This window comes from Paenibacillus woosongensis (genome assembly GCF_030122845.1).
GTDB classification, from domain to species: Bacteria; Bacillota; Bacilli; order Paenibacillales; family Paenibacillaceae; genus Fontibacillus; species Fontibacillus woosongensis_A.
Window position 1 is genome coordinate 53,723 of sequence record NZ_CP126084.1, and the last position, 20,157, is coordinate 73,879.

At 51.6% G+C, this 20,157-nt stretch carries 12 protein-coding genes and 1 riboswitch; all 12 genes read left to right on the forward strand.

From position 1 onward, the window contains the following. Positions 1-236 precede the first annotated feature (236 nt). The 12 genes from spoIIE (at position 237) to QNH46_RS00320 (ending at position 20,157) form a co-directional block, all read left to right on the forward strand. The gene (gene spoIIE, locus QNH46_RS00265; RefSeq protein ID WP_283926445.1) at positions 237-2,738 is read left to right on the forward strand and encodes a stage II sporulation protein E; all 2,502 of its coding nucleotides are present in this window, start codon (positions 237-239) and stop codon (positions 2,736-2,738) included. A 188-nt stretch (positions 2,739-2,926) separates the two neighbouring features. Further along, positions 2,927-3,015, forward strand: a riboswitch (cyclic di-GMP riboswitch). A gap of 190 nt (positions 3,016-3,205) precedes the next feature. After that, positions 3,206-4,969, forward strand: a complete 1,764-nt coding sequence (locus QNH46_RS00270) for a methyl-accepting chemotaxis protein (protein WP_283926446.1) — start codon at positions 3,206-3,208, stop codon at positions 4,967-4,969. A 77-nt stretch (positions 4,970-5,046) separates the two neighbouring features. Continuing rightward, entirely contained in the window at positions 5,047-8,787 is a 3,741-nt protein-coding gene (locus QNH46_RS00275) for a non-ribosomal peptide synthetase family protein (protein WP_283926447.1), read from the forward strand. 153 nt (positions 8,788-8,940) lie between these two features. After that, positions 8,941-9,684, forward strand: coding sequence for a vWA domain-containing protein (locus QNH46_RS00280; RefSeq protein WP_283926448.1), 744 nt, complete (start codon positions 8,941-8,943; stop codon positions 9,682-9,684). Continuing rightward, entirely contained in the window at positions 9,668-10,609 is a 942-nt protein-coding gene (locus QNH46_RS00285) for a serine/threonine protein kinase (protein WP_430691913.1), read from the forward strand. Before QNH46_RS00280 ends, QNH46_RS00285 begins: the two co-directional genes overlap by 17 nt. 57 nt (positions 10,610-10,666) lie before the next feature. After that, a complete protein-coding gene (gene tilS, locus QNH46_RS00290; protein WP_283928304.1) occupies positions 10,667-12,100 on the forward strand; it encodes a tRNA lysidine(34) synthetase TilS in 1,434 nt (477 codons plus the stop codon). A 61-nt stretch (positions 12,101-12,161) separates the two neighbouring features. Beyond that, positions 12,162-12,701: a hypoxanthine phosphoribosyltransferase gene (gene hpt / locus QNH46_RS00295; protein ID WP_283926450.1), complete on the forward strand. Its 540-nt coding sequence runs from the start codon at positions 12,162-12,164 to the stop codon at positions 12,699-12,701. A gap of 102 nt (positions 12,702-12,803) precedes the next feature. After that, a complete protein-coding gene (ftsH, locus tag QNH46_RS00300; protein WP_283926451.1) occupies positions 12,804-14,948 on the forward strand; it encodes an ATP-dependent zinc metalloprotease FtsH in 2,145 nt (714 codons plus the stop codon). A gap of 987 nt (positions 14,949-15,935) precedes the next feature. Further along, the gene (gene nadA / locus QNH46_RS00305; protein ID WP_213595381.1) at positions 15,936-16,874 is read left to right on the forward strand and encodes a quinolinate synthase NadA; all 939 of its coding nucleotides are present in this window, start codon (positions 15,936-15,938) and stop codon (positions 16,872-16,874) included. A gap of 39 nt (positions 16,875-16,913) precedes the next feature. Continuing rightward, positions 16,914-18,530 (forward strand): L-aspartate oxidase, encoded by a 1,617-nt coding sequence (nadB, locus tag QNH46_RS00310; RefSeq protein ID WP_283926452.1) that lies wholly within the window; start codon positions 16,914-16,916, stop codon positions 18,528-18,530. Beyond that, on the forward strand, positions 18,520-19,386 hold the full coding sequence (gene nadC / locus QNH46_RS00315; protein WP_283926453.1) for a carboxylating nicotinate-nucleotide diphosphorylase: 867 nt from the start codon (positions 18,520-18,522) through the stop codon (positions 19,384-19,386). The genes nadB and nadC overlap by 11 nt, the downstream gene beginning before the upstream one ends. Positions 19,387-19,392: 6 nt before the next feature. Continuing rightward, positions 19,393-20,157 carry a type III pantothenate kinase gene (locus QNH46_RS00320; protein ID WP_283926454.1) on the forward strand — a complete coding sequence of 255 codons (765 nt, stop codon included), beginning with the start codon at positions 19,393-19,395 and terminating at the stop codon, positions 20,155-20,157.

Here is a 20,157-nt window from a genome sequence, read left to right on the forward strand (position 1 = left end):
CCAGCTATCTCATGAGGAATCGCTAGATGATAGGCTCTCCGTTTCGCTGCCCAAGTGCGAACATAGGAACCCCTGTAGAGCCGCAAGTTTAGGATGGGCCTACATTCGCGCCGCTTTATAAATCCCTCTCAATTTGTCGGAAATTTCTTTTGATCCGCTCCGATATGTGACAAACTTTCCGAGGACGGCTCCCTATAATGGGACATACCTAAAAACTTAGAAAGGGTGGTGCCAGGATGAGAGGAAAATGGAATGTCATCGCTTTCCCGGGAACGAGAAGGATGAAAGAGCAGGTGAAGGAACCTTGGTGGAGGGAATGGAGACAAATTCCCGGACTGAACAGAGCAGGCGAATTCTTTGCGGCAAACCGTTGGCTGCTGCTGATGCTGACGATGGGTTTTTTGCTCGGCAGGGCGGCGATTTTGGACGAATTGTCTCCGTTTGCAGCCGCTTTTTTTGCTGTAATGATATTCCTGCGCCGGGATGCCGCGATTCTCATTGCTTCTTCCATCCTTGCGGGAGCCCTGTTCGGGTCTGGTGATCATGTTATAAGTATCGCTGCGGAGCTGCTGATTTTTTACTTGGTTTTTCGGGGGATGGAAGCCTTCGAGCGGGCGGAGCTGACTTATGCGCCTTTGATGGTGTTCACTTCAACCTTTATCGTGGGGTTGTTCGGTACCGTAATCGGTCCATCGCTAACCTGGTATGCCTTAACGATGACTGTTATGGATGCGGTATTAAGCTTTGTTCTGACGCTGGTATTTATGCAGGCGATTCCCCTGTTCACTTTCCGTAAAAAAAGCTATCAGCTGCGCAACGAAGAAATATTATGTCTCGTCATTATGCTGGCCTCGGTCATGACCGGACTCGTCGGATGGGAGATTTACGGATTATCGGCAGAGCATATTCTATCCAGATATTTAATCCTGCTGTTCGCATTGGTAGGCGGAGCCTCGCTAGGAGCATCCGTTGGGGTCGTCACGGGGCTCATACTAAGCCTGGCCAATATGGCGGCGCTGTACCAAATGAGTCTGCTGGCTTTTTCCGGCATGCTGGCGGGCATGCTGCGGGAGGGGCGCAAGTGGGCAGTCGGCTTTGGCATGCTGCTTGGCTCCTCCATACTATCCGTGTACTTGACTGGTTCCAAGGATATTATCGCTTCGACTTGGGAGAGCTGTGCGGCCGTGCTGCTGTTTCTGTTGACGCCGGGCAGCGTCTTCAAGATGATCGCAAGGTATGTGCCGGGCACCCAGGATCATACCAAAACACAGCATGAGTACGCCAAACGGGTGCGGGATATAACAGCGGAACGGGTTACGCAGTTCTCGAAAGTGTTCAAGCAGCTGTCCCGTAGCTTTGGACAAGCAGCCGGTTCGGGCGACATGGCGAAGCGGAACGAGGAGCTCGACCATTTCATGAACGCCGTCACCGAGGGAGCCTGTGCCTCTTGTTTTCGCAAAAATGCCTGCTGGGACGGGAAATTCTATCAAACTTACAAGTTTATGACGGAAATGATGACTGCCGTGGAGGAGAAGCCGGACTTAAGCAAACGGGATTTGCCGGCGAACTGGAGTAAACTATGCTCCAAGACGGAGCGAGTACTGGAGCTCATGAAGCGGGAATACGATCTGTATCAACATGATATGCAGTGGAAACGGCAAATATACGACAGCCGGCAGCTCGTAGCGGAGCAATTATCGGGCGTCTCCCAAGTGATGGAGGACTTGGCCAAGGAGATTAAACGGGAGGGACAAGCGATGTACCGGCAGGAGGAGCAAATCCGTGAGGCTTTGGAGAAGCTCGGGCTGTCCATTTATAGCATCGATATCATCAATCTCGACCAGGGGAATGTGGAGATCGAAATCGTGCATGCCTATACCCGTGGGTTCGACGAGTGCCGCAAGATTATCGCTCCGCTGTTATCTGATATATTGGGCGAGCATATTGCAGTGACCGGAGAAACGGAATACAGGGCCAAGGAGGGACTGGCGACGGTAACGTTCGGGTCGGCGAAAACATATGAAATCGTCACCGGCGTAGCGGGAACGGCCAAAGGCGGTGACCTGCTGTCCGGGGACAGCTTCAGCGCCATGGAGCTGGGCAATGGCACCTTTGCGGTGGCCATCAGCGACGGCATGGGCAATGGGGAAAGGGCAAGGCAGGAGAGCAGCACGGCTCTCAATATTTTGGAACAGCTTCTGCAATCCGGCATGGATGAGACCATTGCCATTAAGTCCGTGAATTCGATACTTATGCTGCGTTCCCCGGACGAAGTATATGCCACAGTGGATATGGCGCTGATCGATGAATATACGGCCAAGACGACATTTATGAAGATTGGCTCTTCGCCTAGCTTTATCAAACGGGGCAATGAGGTAATTCCCGTATCGGCAAGCAATTTACCCATTGGGATTATTCAAGAGATCGACATCGACCTGGTAACGGTCCAGCTTCATCCCGGAGATACGCTTATTATGATGACGGACGGCATTTATGACGCGCCGGGTTACGCGGTTAACAAGGAACTATGGATGAAGCGGCTTATTTTGGAGATGAAGACGGAGGACCCGCAGGAAATGGCGGATCATTTGCTCGAGTCCGTCATTCGCTACCAGAAAAATGTAATTCATGACGACATGACCGTCGTTGTAGCCCAAATAGAGCATTTACGCCCGCAGTGGTCAACACTGCATATTCCAGGCATTAGCCGGCTAGAGCGGCCTCGGACAGTAAGCTGAAAAGGAGAATGCATTTCAGAGAATGGTATAAATATGAACTTTTCGTGAGAAAAGGTAGGGGGTCTAAAGAACTAGTTTTGTAAAAAATGCGTAAAAAATGCTATTTTCGATGGAAAAGTATTGAATTATATAGTAATATCGACCTTATTATTGGGTATATTCCATCTAAAGGACTTAATCTCATATTCTTATTTTTTCGGCAAAGCTATCGAAAGGTAGTGACGCAAAGCTATAGGGACTTACTCTCCAATCGGAGAAATGTCAGCCAGCTGCAATAAGAAAAGCCAGAATTGGCCCTCTGCAGGAGCTCTCATGCTCCTTGTCAGCGAGGGCAGCTTTTCATGCAGGTGTCTGCGGTAAATGAGTGAACTATGGTTGCTTTTACGCTGTAGTTCACTTTTTGCTTTAAAGCAAGGAAATAGGACATCTAATCGATCTATCCAGAGAGAAGGAGAAGGAGAATTGCCATGAAGCTACCAAGTTTTTTAAGAAAGTTAACACAATTGAGCATTGTTTCCAAAAACGTGCTGCTGACGAGTCTATCGATCATATTGACGGGAGTCATATTAATCGCCTCCAGTTTCTACATTCAAGGCGGAGTTCTGACGGACCAGTTAAGAAACGATTCCCTTAAAGTTATGGAAGCCTGGAGCAAAAAGGTAACCGCCGACGAGGTGGCCGAAGCCATGGGCAATACAGACCCCAAATCGCCTGTTCAAGAGAAGCTGACGCTCCTGTTCGATGAACTGTCGGCCACCCATCCGAATGTCGCTCAAGGATATATATTCGGTTCCGAACTGGTGGATGGCAATAAGACGCTAATGATTGCTTTCCCTAGTTTCATCCTCGATATGTTTGCGGAGGAAGGCCTTCATTTGGGGGATTTGCTGGAACAGCCGGATTTTCATGTGCAGGGCGTCCGCGAGATGATGCAAACGAAGACAATCACTTATACGAAGCCGTATAAAGACGATTATGGAACATGGCTGACGGTGCTGTTTCCGTTCCAGGACGGACAAGGAAATGTCATTGCTTACATGGGAATGGACATCGATGCAAGCTTGATTATGCAAGGACAGCAGAGTTTGCTTAAATACGCGTCGATAGCTCTTGGAGCAACCCTGCTGGTTATCCTTACTCTGCAATATGTCCTGATGAGAAGAACCTTTGCCCCGGTGAAGGATTTGATGGCCGCGCTGGACAAGCTGAGCCAAGGGGACTTCAGCGTCCAGCTGAAGACGAGTCAGGACGAGCTTGGCCAGATCAATGCTAAATTCAATTCCACGGTAAGCAACATCAACCGTCTGGTAGCGACGATTAAGGATGTGTCGATCCAATCCGCAGAGCAATCCAAGGTGTTGTTCTCTACCGTGGAAGATAATCATGAGAGTTCACTTACGATTACGAATAATATCGAAGAAATCTCCGAGAAGGTATCCCTCCAAAGCAAATCGATTACGGAGAGCGCCACTTCTCTGGAGGATATCGCCTCTGGAGCGAATGTGATTGCCGGTAATACCTCCGCTGTATCGGAAGCGGCGATGCAGATGAAGGAGCAATCCGAGCAAGGCGGCGATAAAGTAGAGAAGGTCATGACGCAAATGGGCTCCATACATAAATCGGTCAAAAATTCGGTCGATTCCATTGAGCAGCTGCATAAGCGCTCAGGCGAAATTGAGGAAATTGTCCAGGTCATGACGCAGATTGCCACGCAGACGCAGCTCCTATCCCTCAATGCCAGCATTGAGGCTGCCCGGGCAGGGGAAGAAGGCCGCGGCTTCGCCGTGGTTGCTAACCAAGTCAAGAAGCTGGCCGAGGAGTCCGCGAAATCAGCGGAACAGATTGCTGAGCTTGTCCGGCATATTCAGCAAGAGACCCTTCAGGCCGTCCAGGCAATCAACGAGGGTGAGCATAATGTTGCGGTCGGCATCGGCATTGTCCAAGAAACGGGAGAGCTGTTCGGCTCGATACTATCGGCTACCGATGCGGTAACCAGTCAAATTCAGGAGGTATCCGCGGCTACCGAGGAAATGGTGGCGGAGACGGAACAAATCACGGCGGCCATCAAGCAGCTTGCTGAACTGGCTGAGCGTAATGCGGCCGTGTCCGAGGAGATCAAAGCGGGGGCGATGGAGCAGCGGAATTCCTCCAATAAAATTGTCAATGCCGCTGAACAACTGAATCAGATTTCCGATAAGCTGGAGGAGCTCGTCGCCGGTTTGAAATTATAAGCACGGCGTTGTTCCAGGCATAACGGGCCAGGCTCACTGGTTGTTAAATAGAGAGATCGCTTGAAGGAGTAGATACGATGAATACCATACTGGTAACGCAACAGAGCAGACAGTATTGGCTGGATGAACTGAAGCCTCCGTTGTCCGGTTTGGATATGTACACCGACTTTCCTAAACACGGACAGATCAGAGAGCTGCGCGAAACGACTTATGCACTGGATTTAAATATGAAACAGCTGAACGCTGTGCTAAGGGGTACGGATGAGCTGCGGGCATGGATGATCGCCTGCTATTGCGTGTTCCTGCATAGAATGACGGGTGAGCAGGAGTTGATCTTCGGCGTTCGATGCAGCCGGGGTCATCTGCTGCCAGTAAGGATAGTACTCGAGAGCCACAGTCAATTTTGCGACCTGTATAAGCAAATTGCGGACAGGCTTGTTCAGGCTGAGGCGGCCAGTATGCCGTTAGAGGAAATTGAGGGCATTACTGGCCCCATTCCCGAGCTGGAGGCGGTTTATGGCCGGAATGAAAGCAGCAGACCAGGTCTGCTTCACTGGGATGTGAGGGTTGAACAAGGTCAACCGCTGATTCATATTGCTTATCCTGGCAATTTATTTAAGGAATCGACCATTCGGAGATATGGCGCGCTATTTCAACAAATCGCGGATGCTGTGCTGGCGGATGAACACGTCGTGATCGGCAGGATACCTTTGTTGACGGAGGAAGACGTCGAGGCGTATGCCCGGCTGAATGACACCGCAAAGGCGCTGCCAGAGGCGGCCAGCATTCCGGCGCTGCTGGATTTGTCTCTGAAGCGGTTCTCTGATCGGATCGCCCTGTCGTCCGGCCAGCGGGAAATAAGCTATGCGGAGCTTGATATAGAATCGGACCGGGTGGCGCAAATGCTGCTAAGCTCCGGGCTCGTTCCGGGCGATTTCGTGGCAATCTTTATGGAGCGGAGCCTGGAGGCAGTCATCAGCATGCTCGGTGTACTGAAAGCCGGCGGGGCCTACGTTCCGCTCGATCCCGAGCATCCCGACGACCGAAACATGTATATTGTTCAGGATACCCGCTCGGCTATTGTCCTGACGAAGAAGCAGTATGCATCTAGAGTGGCCTCCCTGCTGGAAGAGCAAGAGAGGCGGCCTGATCGGGAGCAGAGCCGGCCAGCATATCAGGTTTTTTGCCTGGATGGCAATCTCAGCGATTACCCTGCCAAGCCAGCAAGGGTTGCTGTTGGAGCAGATGATATCGCCTACGTGATTTATACTTCAGGCACAACGGGCAGACCAAAGGGAGTGTTGATTCCGCATATCGGCGTTATCAACTTAGCTGCTGCTACGGTGGAGCAGTTGGGGCTCCATGAACGGGACGTTATTTTGCAGTATTCAACCTTTAGCTTCGATGCTTCGGTCTACGATATATTCAGCGCTTTGCATGCGGGGGCCCGGCTGCATTTATTATCGGGGGACGAGCGGTATTCGGTAGAAGCGTTCACGGCGGCGATCGAGTACACAGGGGCAACGCGTTTCGGCATATTGCCTACGGTTTTTTTTAATCAGTTATCCACCTATTTAAATGAGGAAGAGGCCGATAAATACAAGTCTATCCGCAGCCTCGTCATCGGCGGGGAGGCTCTTGCGGGAGCGGCCGTACGGGCATTCCAGAAGAAGCTGAAGCATCGTCCGCTGATCGTTAACGCCTACGGGCCAACGGAAGCAACCGTAGTCACAACCGTCAACCCTTTCGAGGAGGTAGTGCCGGATTATGTTTCTACGATAGGCATTGGCCGCCCTATTGCGAATTATGAAATATTAATCGTGGATGAGCATAATCAGCTTTGCCCTCAGAATGTAGCGGGAGAGCTGCTGATCAGTTCCGTGGGATTGGCTCGTGGTTATTTGAACCAGCAGGACAAGACGAATGAAGCGTTTATCCTCGACCCCGTTCATCCGGAATCCGGCAAAAGATACTACCGCTCAGGCGACCTGGTTCGCCTGCAGAATGATGTTATCGAGTATATGGGACGCAAAGACCTCCAGGTGAAGATTCGGGGATATCGGATAGAAATCGGAGAAATCGAGGATAATTTGGCGAAATATGAAGGCATCAGGGATGTGGCGGTTATCGCCAAGGACGGTACGGACGGCTCCAAAATGCTGGTTGCCTTCTATACCTCACGGGACGGAGGCGGGCTAAGCCGGAATGAGCTGCAGTCGTTTTTGAAAAGCAAGCTGCCAGCATACATGGTTCCAAGCCATTTCGTTCCGATCGATGCAATGCCCGTGTCGCCTACTGGTAAAATCGACCGCAAGCAGCTGGCGTTCTTTGAATACGATATGCAAGATGAAGAAGAGACGGATTATATCCCTCCAGAAAATGAGCTGCAGCTAGAGATTTCGGCTGCCTGGGAAAAGGTGCTTGGCCGGACCCGGATCGGCATACACGAGGACTTCTTCGAGGCGGGGGGGCATTCTCTGAAAATACTGGAAGCCCTCGTGCTGTTAAAACCGAAATACCCCGGGCTGAGAATTGGCGATTTCTTTGCTAATCCGACGATCGCGATGCTGGCTGAACGAATAGCGTCCCTTGCGGTTGACCAGGGCACAGGCATATCGGTCGGAGTGGAAGGCTCCGAGCTTGTCGACTTGGCGGAGCATCCTGTGCAATTTGGCGGGAAGGGTATTGCGGAGGCTTCGTACAGCCAGCAGCATATTCTGCTGACGGGGGCTACCGGATATCTCGGCTCCAGGCTTCTGCATGAGCTGCTCGAGCGGAGTGAGGCCATGATCTACTGCTTGATTCGTCCCGTTAGCGGAAGTCAGCCTTATGAACGTCTTCTGCGTGTCATGACGGCCTATTTCGGGGACAAGAGCGCAAGCAAAATGGAGGGACGCGTAATTGCTGTAGCAGGCGATTTGCAGCAGGATAACTTGGGTCTAAGCGACAGGGAATACGCTCTCCTGCGGGAGCAGATTGACTCGGTGGTGCACTGCGGTGCGGAAGTGCGGCATTTTGGGGAACCGGAATATTTTCGACGTGTGAATGTGGACAGTACGGAACGCCTGTTATCGCTGGGGAAAGGAAAGGGCAACTTTCGTTTTCATTATATCTCTACGATCGGTATTCCGGAGGATTTGGCCATGAGCGGACTGTGGGACTCTTTTACGGCAAGCGAGACATATGATTACTCCCTCAGCATTGACAATGTATACACGAACAGCAAGCTGGAGGCGGAGAAGCTGGCCGTTAGAGCATGCGAAGAGGACGGCGTGCCCGTTACCGTATATCGCGTAGGGAATCTGTCCTGCGATTCGAGGAGCGGAATCTTTCAGACGAACATGGACAGCAACGCATTTTACCGTATGCTTAAGGCGATGCTACTGCTGGGCAAGGCGCCTCGCGTAAGCTGGCAGGTTGATATTACGCCGATTGATTACGCTGGTGAGGCCATAGCCACGCTCCTGCTGCTGGATCGAACCGCAGGGCGAATGTTCCATATATGTAATCCCGTGCAAATCTCATATGAAGATATGATCGACCAGTTTAGGGATTACGGCTACAACATCTCTTTGCTGGATTGGCCCGATTATGAAGCATGGCTGCTGGACTCCAGCCAGCCAAAGGATCAGAAGGGAACGGAGCTGGCGATGGCTCAATTGGAGGGAGACGGCGCTAAAAACTCCGTGTATCGCTTCAGTTGTCCGCAAACGCTGGAATATATCAGGGGCATCACCTGCGCCGCACCGGATCGCTTCTTATTCAAGAAGTTAATCGATCACGCGGTAACGGTAGGATATTTCAATCCTCCGAAATGAGTGCATGGAAATAGAAACGGAAGGCATAGGTACGGGAGATAGCCCAGTATCTATGCCTTTTTGCAATTTGTCGGAGAAGCGGCCGGTATCCTGGTTTGAATCACGATTTCTCTGGAAATGATAGAGAAGAGAGATTGGAAGGAGGCTTGTGCAATGCGGCAGATTATGCTGATTACGGACGGATGCTCCAATGTGGGCGAGAGCCCGGTTCTAGCAGCGGCTCTGGCCCGGCAGGAGGGAATCACGGTCAATGTTGTCGGTATCATCGACTATGGAACAATCGGTGAGCTGGGCAGTCAGGAAATTGCGGAAATCGCCAAGGCCGGCGGCGGAATGAGCCAGCTCACCGGAACGGATCGTCTTGCCCAGACGATGCAAATGTTGACGCGCAAGACGGTGGTTCAGACGGTTCAGCAAGCGGTTAATAGAGAGTTGAGGCAAATTTTGGGAAATGGGAGTATTGTAGATTTGCCTCCCGATCAACGTTCCCAAGTCGTCGATGTTATCGATGACTTTAGTGAAAGCAGTCCCCTGCAGGTTGCGCTGCTTATCGATGCCAGTGCGAGCATGAAACCCAAGCTTGCCGCTGTCGAGGAGGCAATTCGCGACATGATGCTCAGTTTGGGAGCAAGGAAAGGACAAAGCCAGCTGGCGGTATTTCACTTTCCGGGGCCAAGGGGCGAAGATGCTGTGCTTGATCTGGATTGGACAGTGGATCTCGGCGGCGCCAGGTCGATCTTTCAGCGATTGGTAATGAGGGGCGCAACGCCTACCGGGCCTGCGATCAAGAAGGTGATGGAATTCTTCCGGTATGGTACACTGGATAGAAACGGAAAAGTGGCTTGGCCGGAGGAATCCGATGAAGGAGAAGGAATGCTCGGTGACTACGTCGTTTAAGCTGAATCTGCCGCAGGGCACGCTGATTACCGGCCGATGGAGAGGCGGACGTTACCTTATCCAGCGGCTGTTAGGCCAGGGAGCCAATGGGGTCGTGTATCTGGTGAAGCAGGTGGACAGCGCAAGGCTGTACGCGCTCAAAATGGGTTTCGATACCGTAGATATTCAGTCGGAAATTAATGTGTTAAAAGCTTTGCAGCGCCAAGGACGAAGACATCATCCCGTTAGGCGGGACAATCCTGGCTATTTGGTCGAGGTAGACGATTATTCTTTCCAGGGCAAGGAGATCCCTTTCTATGTGATGCGGTATATAAAGGGGGAACCTTTACGGGCCTTTCTTGCGAGGCGCGGGAGCCGATGGATGGATGCCGCCGGAATGAATCTGCTACGGCAGCTCCGCCGCCTGCATGAGTCGGGCTGGGTATTCGGCGATTTAAAGCCGGAGAACGTTCTCGTGGGGACTTACGGGGAAGTAGAGCTGATCGATTATGGCGGTGTCAGCAGTATTGGCCGCAGTGTCAAGCAGTTTACGGAGTGGTATGATCGCGGCTTCTGGAATGCCGGAGGCCGGACGGCAGAGCCTTCCTATGATTGGTTCAGCTTTGCCGTCGTATGCATTCACCTGCTTGCCGAGCAGCCATTGAAGCATGCCGCAACGCAGCTGCCGCAAATGAGAAGCTCCGGCGATCTGCTTGATATCGTGTATAAAGCCCCTTCGCTAGCACCCTACAGAGAGTGGCTGCAGAAGGCGATTCAGGGGGAATTCCGCGATACGGCGGAGGCCTGCTTATTATGGAAGGAACTTGTGACGGCGTCCCGGCCGGAACCGGCGAAGAAGGCAGCGACGCCACGTTGGATCATTAGCGCTTTCGCAATATCTGTAACGCTGCTGGTTTATGCGTTATACATGGCTTTCCGGTTCTAATCCAAGAGTCTTGGATGAATTAGTGGGTGAGGTGGGAGACAATTGGACGATTACAGCATGTACCCCTTGGTGGAACGAGTTCGCCGTACCGGGGAGGAATACGGGTTGTGGTCTCCCGGAGATTGTATCGTTGTCGCGGTGTCCGGGGGACCCGATTCGGTTGCGCTGCTTCATATCATGCATGCCATAGCCTCACGGACGGATCAGAGGCTGAACCTCGTCTGCGCGCATATCAATCACGGGTTCCGGCCAGAAGCGTCTCGTGAGGAAGCGGAGTTCGTGCAGAGCCTGGCCAGGCAGCTTGATATGCCCTTTGAATTAGCGAATCTGGATATCCCTACATATATGAAGGAATCTGGAAAAGGGGCGCAGCTGGCGGCACGGGAGAAGAGATATGAATTTCTGCATGCGGTAGCATGCAAATACGGAGCGGCTTCTATTGCCTTGGCTCATCATGCGGATGATCAAGCAGAGACGGTGATGATGCGCATCTTGCGCGGAAGCGGCGCGTCCGGGCTTGCGGGCATGAGGATGAAGCGGCGAGAGAAGAATGTGAATCTGATTCGACCCTTGTTACGGATTTATAAAGCGGAAATCCTGAAGGCTTGTCAGGATGCAGAAATTCCTTACCGCATAGATAGCAGCAATCTGCAAAATAAATATGCGCGAAATGCAATTCGTTTGGATGTGCTGCCATTTTTGGGGCAATATAATGGACAACTGGCTGAGTCGCTGAATCGTCTGGCAGACACGCTTGGCGAGGAAGATGATTATTTGCAGCAATTGACCGACCGGGCATATCAGGAGCTGGTCACCTCGGACGGTGAAGGCTTGGCCTTTCAAATCGAGCCGTTTGGCACCTTACATGCCGCTTTACAACGGAGGTTGATTAAACTAATATTAAATTATCTGCCTTTCTGCTTGGAAGAAAGCGATTTTGTCAAGATTGAACGTGTTCGTCAAGGGGCGATTCAGAGCGCTCCCACGACATGGAGTCTTGATCTCGGGGGTGGGCTGCAGTGTGTTCGTGAATACGACACCGTCAGGTTTATACCTAATGCAGCGGGGGGGATCGAAGACCTTCGCTATACATACCGCGTGGACTCCATTCCTGCGGAAGTTGAGATTCAGGGTTTAGGCACCAACCTGTTGTTTACGCAGACCGCGGCCGGGCAAGACGCTATGAGTAAGATGACGCACGGTAAAGACAGTGCTGTGTTTGATGCGGATGAGCTGGTCTATCCGCTTACAGTGCGTTCCCGTCAGCCGGGGGATACGATGAAAGTCATGGGGCTAAACGGCACCAAAAAGGTGAAGGACATCTTCATCGATGAGAAAGTACCTCCCTCTCTTCGTTCCCGCATACCTATAGTCACCGATGGCCAGGGCCGGATTTTATGGATTCCCGGCATTCGAAGGTCTTCGATCGCTGCGGTTGGACAGCATACGTCCTCCGTCTTGTTGATGACTGTAGTACGGGATGCTGAGTAACTAGCATCGGGTTATCGCCGGGGTAAGACATTCATAGTATAACGTAGGAGGTCTACTTATTTTGCAGAACGACATTAAGGAAATTTTAATTACCCGGGAACAGATTCAGGATAAAGTAGCAGAACTAGGACAGCGTCTTAGTGAAGAGTATGCAGGACGCAATCCGCTCGTCATTTGCATTCTGAAGGGCGCTTTTATTTTTATGGCGGATCTCGTTAAAGAAATTACCGTACCGCTTGAGCTTGATTTCATGGCTGTATCCAGCTACGGAGCATCAACGAAATCGTCCGGCGAAGTCAAGATCATCAAGGATTTGGATACCTCTGTGGAGGGACGCGATGTTCTGATCGTAGAGGATATTATCGATAGCGGCCTGACTCTCAGCTATCTGGTGGATGTTCTGGAACGGCGGAAGGTCAATTCCGTCAAGATCGTTACTCTGTTTGATAAACCGGCTGGACGCACGGTCGACTTGGAGGCTGACATGTCAGGATTCGTGCTTCCGGATGAATTTGTTGTCGGTTATGGGCTTGATTATGCCGAGAAATACCGGAACCTTCCTTACATCGGAGTTTTGAAGCCAGAAGTGTACAAGAGCTAAAGCCCATATCTGGCCTTTGGCCGAACATCGCCTGCGACTTTTTTGATAATGAGTAAGGGACTATGGTAAAATAACTTAAGTTGTTTTGAGAGGAGGCAGGGGATGAATCGGTTCATCCGGAATTCTGGTTTTTATTTAATACTTTTCTTAGTCGTGGTGGGCATCGTCCAAATCCTAACCGGCACAAATGAAACGGCCGACACCCCTAGATTCGATCAATTGCGTCAGCAATTGAAAGCCGATAACGTCCAGGAAATGACAGGGAAATTTGACGGTTACGCTTACTTGGTAACCGGTAAATATAAGCAAGCCGTCGGAGAGAGCAAAACGACGAATTTCACGACTTATATTCCTTACGACCCGAATGTGTTGAAGGAAATCGTGGATTTAAGCGAGCAGAATGGCTTTCAGTTGAACTGGAAGAAGATGCAGGAGCAGAGCATCTGGCTTACGTTCCTGACTTCGCTGCTGCCGCTTGCGATTATGTTTATTCTGTTCTTCTTCCTGTTCAACCAGGCGCAGGGTGGCGGCGGCAAAGTCATGAACTTTGGCAAGAGCCGGGCGCGTCTCTACAACGAGGAGAAGAAGAAGGTGACGTTTGAGGATGTTGCCGGGGCGGATGAGGAGAAGCAGGAGCTTGTCGAGGTTGTCGAGTTCCTGAAAGATCCGCGCAAATTCTCCGCTGTTGGGGCACGTATTCCTAAGGGGGTACTGCTCGTAGGTCCTCCGGGTACCGGTAAGACGCTCCTTGCCCGTGCGGTTGCGGGCGAAGCCGGCGTTCCGTTCTTCAGCATTTCCGGTTCTGACTTCGTGGAAATGTTCGTCGGTGTCGGTGCGTCGCGGGTACGGGACCTGTTTGAGAATGCGAAGAAATCAGCTAGCTGCATTATTTTTATCGATGAGATTGATGCTGTCGGCCGTCAGCGTGGCGCTGGCCTTGGCGGCGGTCATGACGAGCGGGAGCAGACGCTCAACCAGTTGCTCGTTGAGATGGATGGATTTGGAGCGAATGAAGGCATTATCATTATTGCGGCAACGAACCGTCCGGATATTCTGGACCCGGCGCTGCTGCGTCCGGGACGCTTTGACCGTCAAATTACGGTCGATCGTCCAGATGTAAAAGGCCGCGAGGCAGTACTTAAGGTACATGCCCGCAACAAGCCGCTGACGAATGATGTCCGGCTGGATATTATTGCGAAGCGTACGACAGGCTTTACGGGTGCTGACCTCGAGAACTTGCTCAATGAAGCGGCACTCCTCGCGGCACGTCGCAATCGCAAGGATATTTCGATGAGAGAGGTTGATGAAGCGATCGACCGCGTCATCGTAGGTACGGAGAAGCGCAGCCGCGTCATCAGCGATCGCGAGAAGCGTATCGTAGCTTACCATGAAGCAGGCCATACGATTGTAGGCTACTTCTTGGAGCATGCGGACATGGTGCATAAGGTAACTATTATTCCGCGCGGACGTGCGGGCGGATATGTCATTATGCTTCCGAAGGAAGACCGGATGCTTGTCACGAAGCAGGAGCTGCTTGACAAGGTAACGGGCCTCCTGGGCGGCCGCGTGGCAGAGGAGTTATTCATCGGCGAAATCGGTACTGGAGCATACAGTGACTTCCAGCAAGCGACAAGCATCGTGCGCAGCATGATTGTAGAATACGGTATGAGCGAGAAGCTTGGACCGATGCAATTTGGCACATCGCAAGGCCAGGTATTCCTGGGTCGCGATATTGGCCATGAACAGAACTATAGCGATCAAATCGCCTATGAGATCGATCAGGAAATGCAGCGCTTCATTACAGAGATGTATGAGCGGTGTAAGCAGCTTCTGACCGAGCATTCCAAGGAAGTGCATCTTATTGCGCAGACTTTGCTCGAGAAGGAGACGCTGGAGCTGGATCAAATCAAGCAACTGATCGAGCATGGGAAATTGCTTGAGCCTGGCGAAGGCGGCGAAGGCAGCGATAATTCGGGAGAATCGGGCGAGCCGATCGTCGATAATATCGGTGATGTGCGCGTTCGTATCCAAGGCAAGCCAGAGGACAGTTCCTCAGGCGCCTCGGGCATCCCAACCGGGGACATTCCTAATGATGTGCCTAATGGATCGGCGAATGATGTGACAAGCGATCCGGTTGTGGATACGCCGGATGGAACAGTTAACGATCTGCCGAATGCTGACCGTCCTGATGGGGATGACCCAACCAAAGGCAACGGCAGCAATGGAAACAATAACCCGACAGTATAGTCGGTCGATTGCAAATGAATCAGGGCAGCCCTTGGATAGTTTACCAGGGGCTGCTCTTTTTTTCCCGTGCGTATATGTGCGTATAATTAATAAGTTCTAGAGCGGCTGAACAGTTCTATAACCACGAAAGGCGATTTGAAGGAAGCATTTGCTTGTTATTTAAGTCTAGCGAATCTCATCCACGTTGATTGCACATAGTTGCTATGATTATAGATCTAACGAATCTCATCCGCGCTATTTAACGGTAAATCTGCTGTTGGGAGCAGCATAGGATGAATTAACGCTCCCTGGTTTCGTTACATTTTAAATGGGATTGTTTCTAGATAAATAGCGATCGTGAGATTCGTTAAGAATTCTTAATTCGTGGCTGATGACTCGTTTTCGTTTTGGGCTCTCGGTTTCTTGGTCTAGAGTCTATCCTCACTCTGGCTTCGGTTAAGCTTGACGTATCTGATCTTACGTCTCGGCTATACGAATGAATTCCCAGTTTTCGATCTAGTCTTGCTCTGATCCCGGGGAGCCTGCAGGTTCGGTACAATAGTTTAGTTTGCCGTTTTCGACTAGCAACTGCTGTCATAGAGACGCCAGCCAGCGCGCGTTGGAGCTATGGTTTGCTAGTGAGATTGGCGAAGGAGCATTTGCTAAGAAAGGTTATTGGCAGCCAGGCGAGAATAACCAAAAAATCAGACCGTAATCCTTTAAATTTAATGTATTAGGGTTCAGGTCGATTGACAGGGATACCGACCTTGTGTAAATTAGTTGTTAAACAACGTAATGTGACAATGGAGTGAACCGATCGGTATTTTCATGAATAAGAACGTACCGAATTTCACATCCTCGTCAACTACATGGCAAGCAACGTGAAAATTTATACGTTCTTCTTAGCTGCCAGGGAGTTATGATGGAATTATGATCAATAGTGCAGGCGTGCAAAATCCCGCTATATAGATAGAAAAGGCGGATGAAGGATTAAGGGGGAGGATCATCGTGGAAGCTCTGGCATTAGAGCGGAAAGCGGAAATGAACCGCGAGCTGCGGGAGAGATTGCTGCAGTTGAAGAAGGAACGTAATGCAATTATTTTAGCGCACTATTATCAGCGTGACGAAATTCAGGAGGTTGCCGATTTTCGGGGCGACTCTTTCTTGCTGGCTCAGAAGGCTGCTTCGACGGATGCAGATACGATCGTATTTTGCGGCGTCCATTTCATGGGGGAGAGCGCAAAGATTTTGGCGCCAAACAAGACGGTGCTGATTCCCGACGAGCGGGCGGGCTGTCCGATGGCGGATATGGTCAACGTGGATGGCCTGCGCAAATTGAAGGCACAGCATCCAAACGCCAAGGTCGTCACTTATATTAACTCTTCCGCCGAGATTAAAGCCGAGACGGATATTTGCTGTACGTCATCCAATGCGGTTAAGGTGATCAATTCGATCGACTCTGATGAAATCATCTGGGTGCCGGATAAAAACTTGGGTCACTACGTACAACAGCATACCGACAAGAAGATGATCATCTGGGAAGGCTACTGTAATACGCATGACATGCTAACCGTGAAGGACGTCGTAGAGATGAGAGCGAAGCACCCTAACGCGGAATTCGTCGTTCATCCGGAATGTCGTCCTGAAGTAGTTGCCATGGGTGATTTTGTCGGAAGTACGACAGCTATTTTAGAATACTGCAAAAATTCCAACAGCAAGGAATTCATCGTGGGCACGGAAGATGGAACCGGGTATCAATTGCGTAAGGATAGTCCGGACAAAACATTCCATTTCGCCACGAAGTTCCTCGTCTGTCCAAATATGAAAGTAAACAACTTGAAAAAACTGGTCAAATGCTTGGAGACGATGCAGCCGCAAATTTACGTGCCGCCTGCCGTAGCCGACAAAGCCAGAACTTCCCTAGAGCGCATGTTACAAGTCAAGTAGCATGCGCTACTCTCTTGTTCAAGATAGGTGACCTGTGTAATGATACCACGATATTTGGTTGATTTTGATTTAAGTGAGCTGCCTGCCGTGGAGACGGACGTCATCGTGATCGGGTCAGGCATCGCCGGACTGTATACCGCTATTAAAGCTAGTGAGCGTCACCGCGTTATCATCATTACTAAGAAAGCACTGCTGGAGAGTAATACCCGGTATGCGCAAGGAGGTATTGCCGCAGTCATTTCCGAAGAAGATTCGCCGGAGTATCACAGACAGGATACGCTGATGGCCGGGGCAGGGCTATGTTCTTCGTCATCGGTGGATATTCTAGTAAATGAGGGGCCTGTCTGTGTGAAGGAGTTAATCACCCTTGGCACGGCTTTTGATGTGGAGAACGGAGAGCTGGCATTAACACGGGAGGGGGCCCATAGCCACCGGCGCATTCTGCATGCCAACGGCGACGCCACAGGCTATGAGATTGTGCGTGCGTTATCCGAGCAGTTAGCCGGCCACTCTAATATAGAGATATGGAATGAGCATTTTGTCATTGATCTGATTACGGAGGGTAATGAGTGCATTGGGGCGCTGGTGCAGCGTCCAGACGGACAGCGAGTGTTCCTGCGAGGGCTGGCTACAATCCTGTGTTCCGGCGGGGCGGGCCAGTTGTATCGGTATACCACGAACCCTGATGTGGCTACCGGGGACGGGGTGGCTATCGCTTACCGGGCTGGAGCCGTTCTTCGGGATCTGGAGTTCATTCAGTTTCATCCGACATCGTTATGTTATCCCGGCGCGCCGCGCTTTCTAATATCCGAGGCGGTCCGCGGGGAAGGCGCAGTGCTTCGCAATGTGAAAGGAGAGCGGTTCATGGAGAAATACCATGAGCTGCTGGAGCTTGCACCGCGTGATATCGTAGCGCGCGCCATTGTCAGCGAGATGGATGAGACGAAGTCGAGCTTCGTCTTTCTGGATATAACGCACGAGGCTCCTGAGACGATCAAGCACCGCTTTCCGACAATATACGATACTTGTCTCGGATACGGGCTTGATATGACGGCCGACTGGATTCCTGTAGCGCCTGCTGCGCATTATATGATGGGAGGAGTCCGTACCGGGCTTCACGGAGAGACGAGCGTGCATCGCTTGTTTGCCTGCGGCGAGGTATCCTCGACAGGAGTTCATGGCGCAAACCGGCTGGCGAGCAATTCGCTGTCGGAAGCAATCGTATTCGGGCGGCGTATCGTTGAACGGATCTCGGAGCTGTCTCCACTGGAGAGAACAGGCGAAGGCATACAATGCCGAGGGGCACGCGAGGATGCCGTCACATGGCCGATCGCAGAACGGCGGCTGGAGCTGCAGAAGCTTATGGTGCGAAAAGCCGGTGTACGCCGCAGTGAAGAGGGTCTGAATCAAGGACTAAATGAGCTGCGCCGCCAGCTGTCGATATTCAATGCAGCTCTCCATACCCGAGAGCAGTGGGAATATGCTAATATGCTAACATGTGCCTTATTGCTGACTGAATCTGCGCTAGCCCGGAAGGAAAGCCGTGGCGGCCACTATCGCGAAGATTATCCGCAGCGGGATGATGCGGTGTGGAGGAAGCATATTTTGCAGCAGCGGGAAAAAGGAATGTTGGAGGAAATAAGCGATGATGTTTAACGGTTATAATGAAGGCTTGATGGAATCCATTCGCCACTGGCTGAAAGAGGACGTCGGCTCAGGCGATATTACAGCAGCTGTAACGATTCCTGCTGAGCATCAATCCAAGGGAATCATCCATGCTAAACAGACAGGGATTGCGGCGGGCATACCGATTGCTTCTCTTGTCTTTGAGATGGTGGATCCTTCGCTTACGTTTAATCCCTTGGTGCAGGACGGCGATACTATAAGCAAGGGAACGGTGTTGGCCGAGGTGGAGGGCAGCACGCACAGCATTCTGACGGGAGAGCGGCTTGCCTTGAATTTGCTGCAGCGTTTGTCCGGAATTGCAACGCGGACGCGGCAGTATGTCGATGCGCTGCAAGGGCTGCCTGTACGGCTCGTGGATACGCGGAAGACTACGCCCGGGCATCGAATGCTCGAGAAATATGCAGTTCGCGTAGGTGGCGGTTCCAATCACCGCTTCGGGTTGTATGACGCGGTCATGATTAAGGACAATCACATTAAGGGTGCGGGTGGCATAGCCCCAGCGGTGCAGCGTGCGCGCGCGGCAATTCCTCATACGATGACGATCGAGGTTGAAACGGAGAATTTAGAGCAGGTGGACGAGGCTTTGTCGGCTGGAGCAGATATTATTATGCTGGATAATATGGCGCCCGAGCTGATGAAGGAAGCGGTGCGCCGGATTAAGGCGAGAGCTCCGCATGTGACGGTAGAGGCTTCAGGCAACGTATCGCTGCAGACGATCTACGGAATCGCCGACACTGGCGTGGATGTCATTTCCGTCGGAAGATTGACATATTCCTTTGACAGTCTGGACATTAGCCTGGATCTGAACGAGAAGAAAGAGGGGTAAGGCAGCATGTTCGTTGTGGTAGATGTAGGCAACTCGAATATCGTACTGGGAATCTACAAGGGCCGAGAGCTGCTTCACCATTTCCGACTAAGCACCAACCGGCAGTCTACGGCCGATGAATATGGGGTAAAGATTCATAATTTGTTTCAAATGTCCAAGATCGCAGTAGGCGATATTGAGGGGGTCATCATTTCCTCGGTTGTCCCTCCATTGATGCATGTACTCGAAGAGCTGTGCGAGAAATATTTGCGCAAGAAGCCGCTTATCGTTGGACCGGGCATCAAGACGGGACTTAATTTGCGGTACGAGAATCCGCGAGAGGTCGGCGCGGATCGCATCGTCAACGCCGTGGCCGCGGTAGAGCAATATGGTGGTCCGCTCGTTGTCGTCGACTTTGGAACGGCCACGACCTTCGATTGTATCGATGCTGCCGGCAATTATTTGGGCGGGGCTATTGTGCCGGGCATCGGAATTTCCACAGAAGCGCTATATCAGCGCGCTTCCAAGCTCCCGCGGATCGAACTGGAGAAGCCGAGGAAGGTCATCGGCCGCAATACGGTCCATGCTATGCAGTCGGGTATTATTTTCGGGTATGCGGGTCAAGTGGATGGCATCGTGAACCGGATTCGCCGGGAGATGCATGCCGAGCCTAAGGTAATCGCAACCGGAGGGCTGGCAGAGCTTATTGCCAGCGAGGCAGAATCGATTCAGGAAGTGAACCAGCTTCTTACTTTGGAAGGGCTGCGTATCATATACGAGCGTAATCAGTAG

What these genes read in the sequence shown, in the direction of transcription:
- ftsH (WP_283926451.1), top strand. Translation starts at nt 12,804, where the DNA reads ATGAATCGGTTCATCCGGAATTCTGGTTTTTATTTAATACTTTTCTTA.
- tilS (WP_283928304.1), top strand. Translation starts at nt 10,667, where the DNA reads ATGTACCCCTTGGTGGAACGAGTTCGCCGTACCGGGGAGGAATACGGG.
- spoIIE (WP_283926445.1), top strand. Translation starts at nt 237, where the DNA reads ATGAGAGGAAAATGGAATGTCATCGCTTTCCCGGGAACGAGAAGGATG.
- QNH46_RS00270 (WP_283926446.1), top strand. Translation starts at nt 3,206, where the DNA reads ATGAAGCTACCAAGTTTTTTAAGAAAGTTAACACAATTGAGCATTGTT.
- nadB (WP_283926452.1), top strand. Translation starts at nt 16,914, where the DNA reads ATGATACCACGATATTTGGTTGATTTTGATTTAAGTGAGCTGCCTGCC.
- QNH46_RS00320 (WP_283926454.1), top strand. Translation starts at nt 19,393, where the DNA reads ATGTTCGTTGTGGTAGATGTAGGCAACTCGAATATCGTACTGGGAATC.
- QNH46_RS00275 (WP_283926447.1), top strand. Translation starts at nt 5,047, where the DNA reads ATGAATACCATACTGGTAACGCAACAGAGCAGACAGTATTGGCTGGAT.
- nadC (WP_283926453.1), top strand. Translation starts at nt 18,520, where the DNA reads ATGATGTTTAACGGTTATAATGAAGGCTTGATGGAATCCATTCGCCAC.
- QNH46_RS00280 (WP_283926448.1), top strand. Translation starts at nt 8,941, where the DNA reads ATGCGGCAGATTATGCTGATTACGGACGGATGCTCCAATGTGGGCGAG.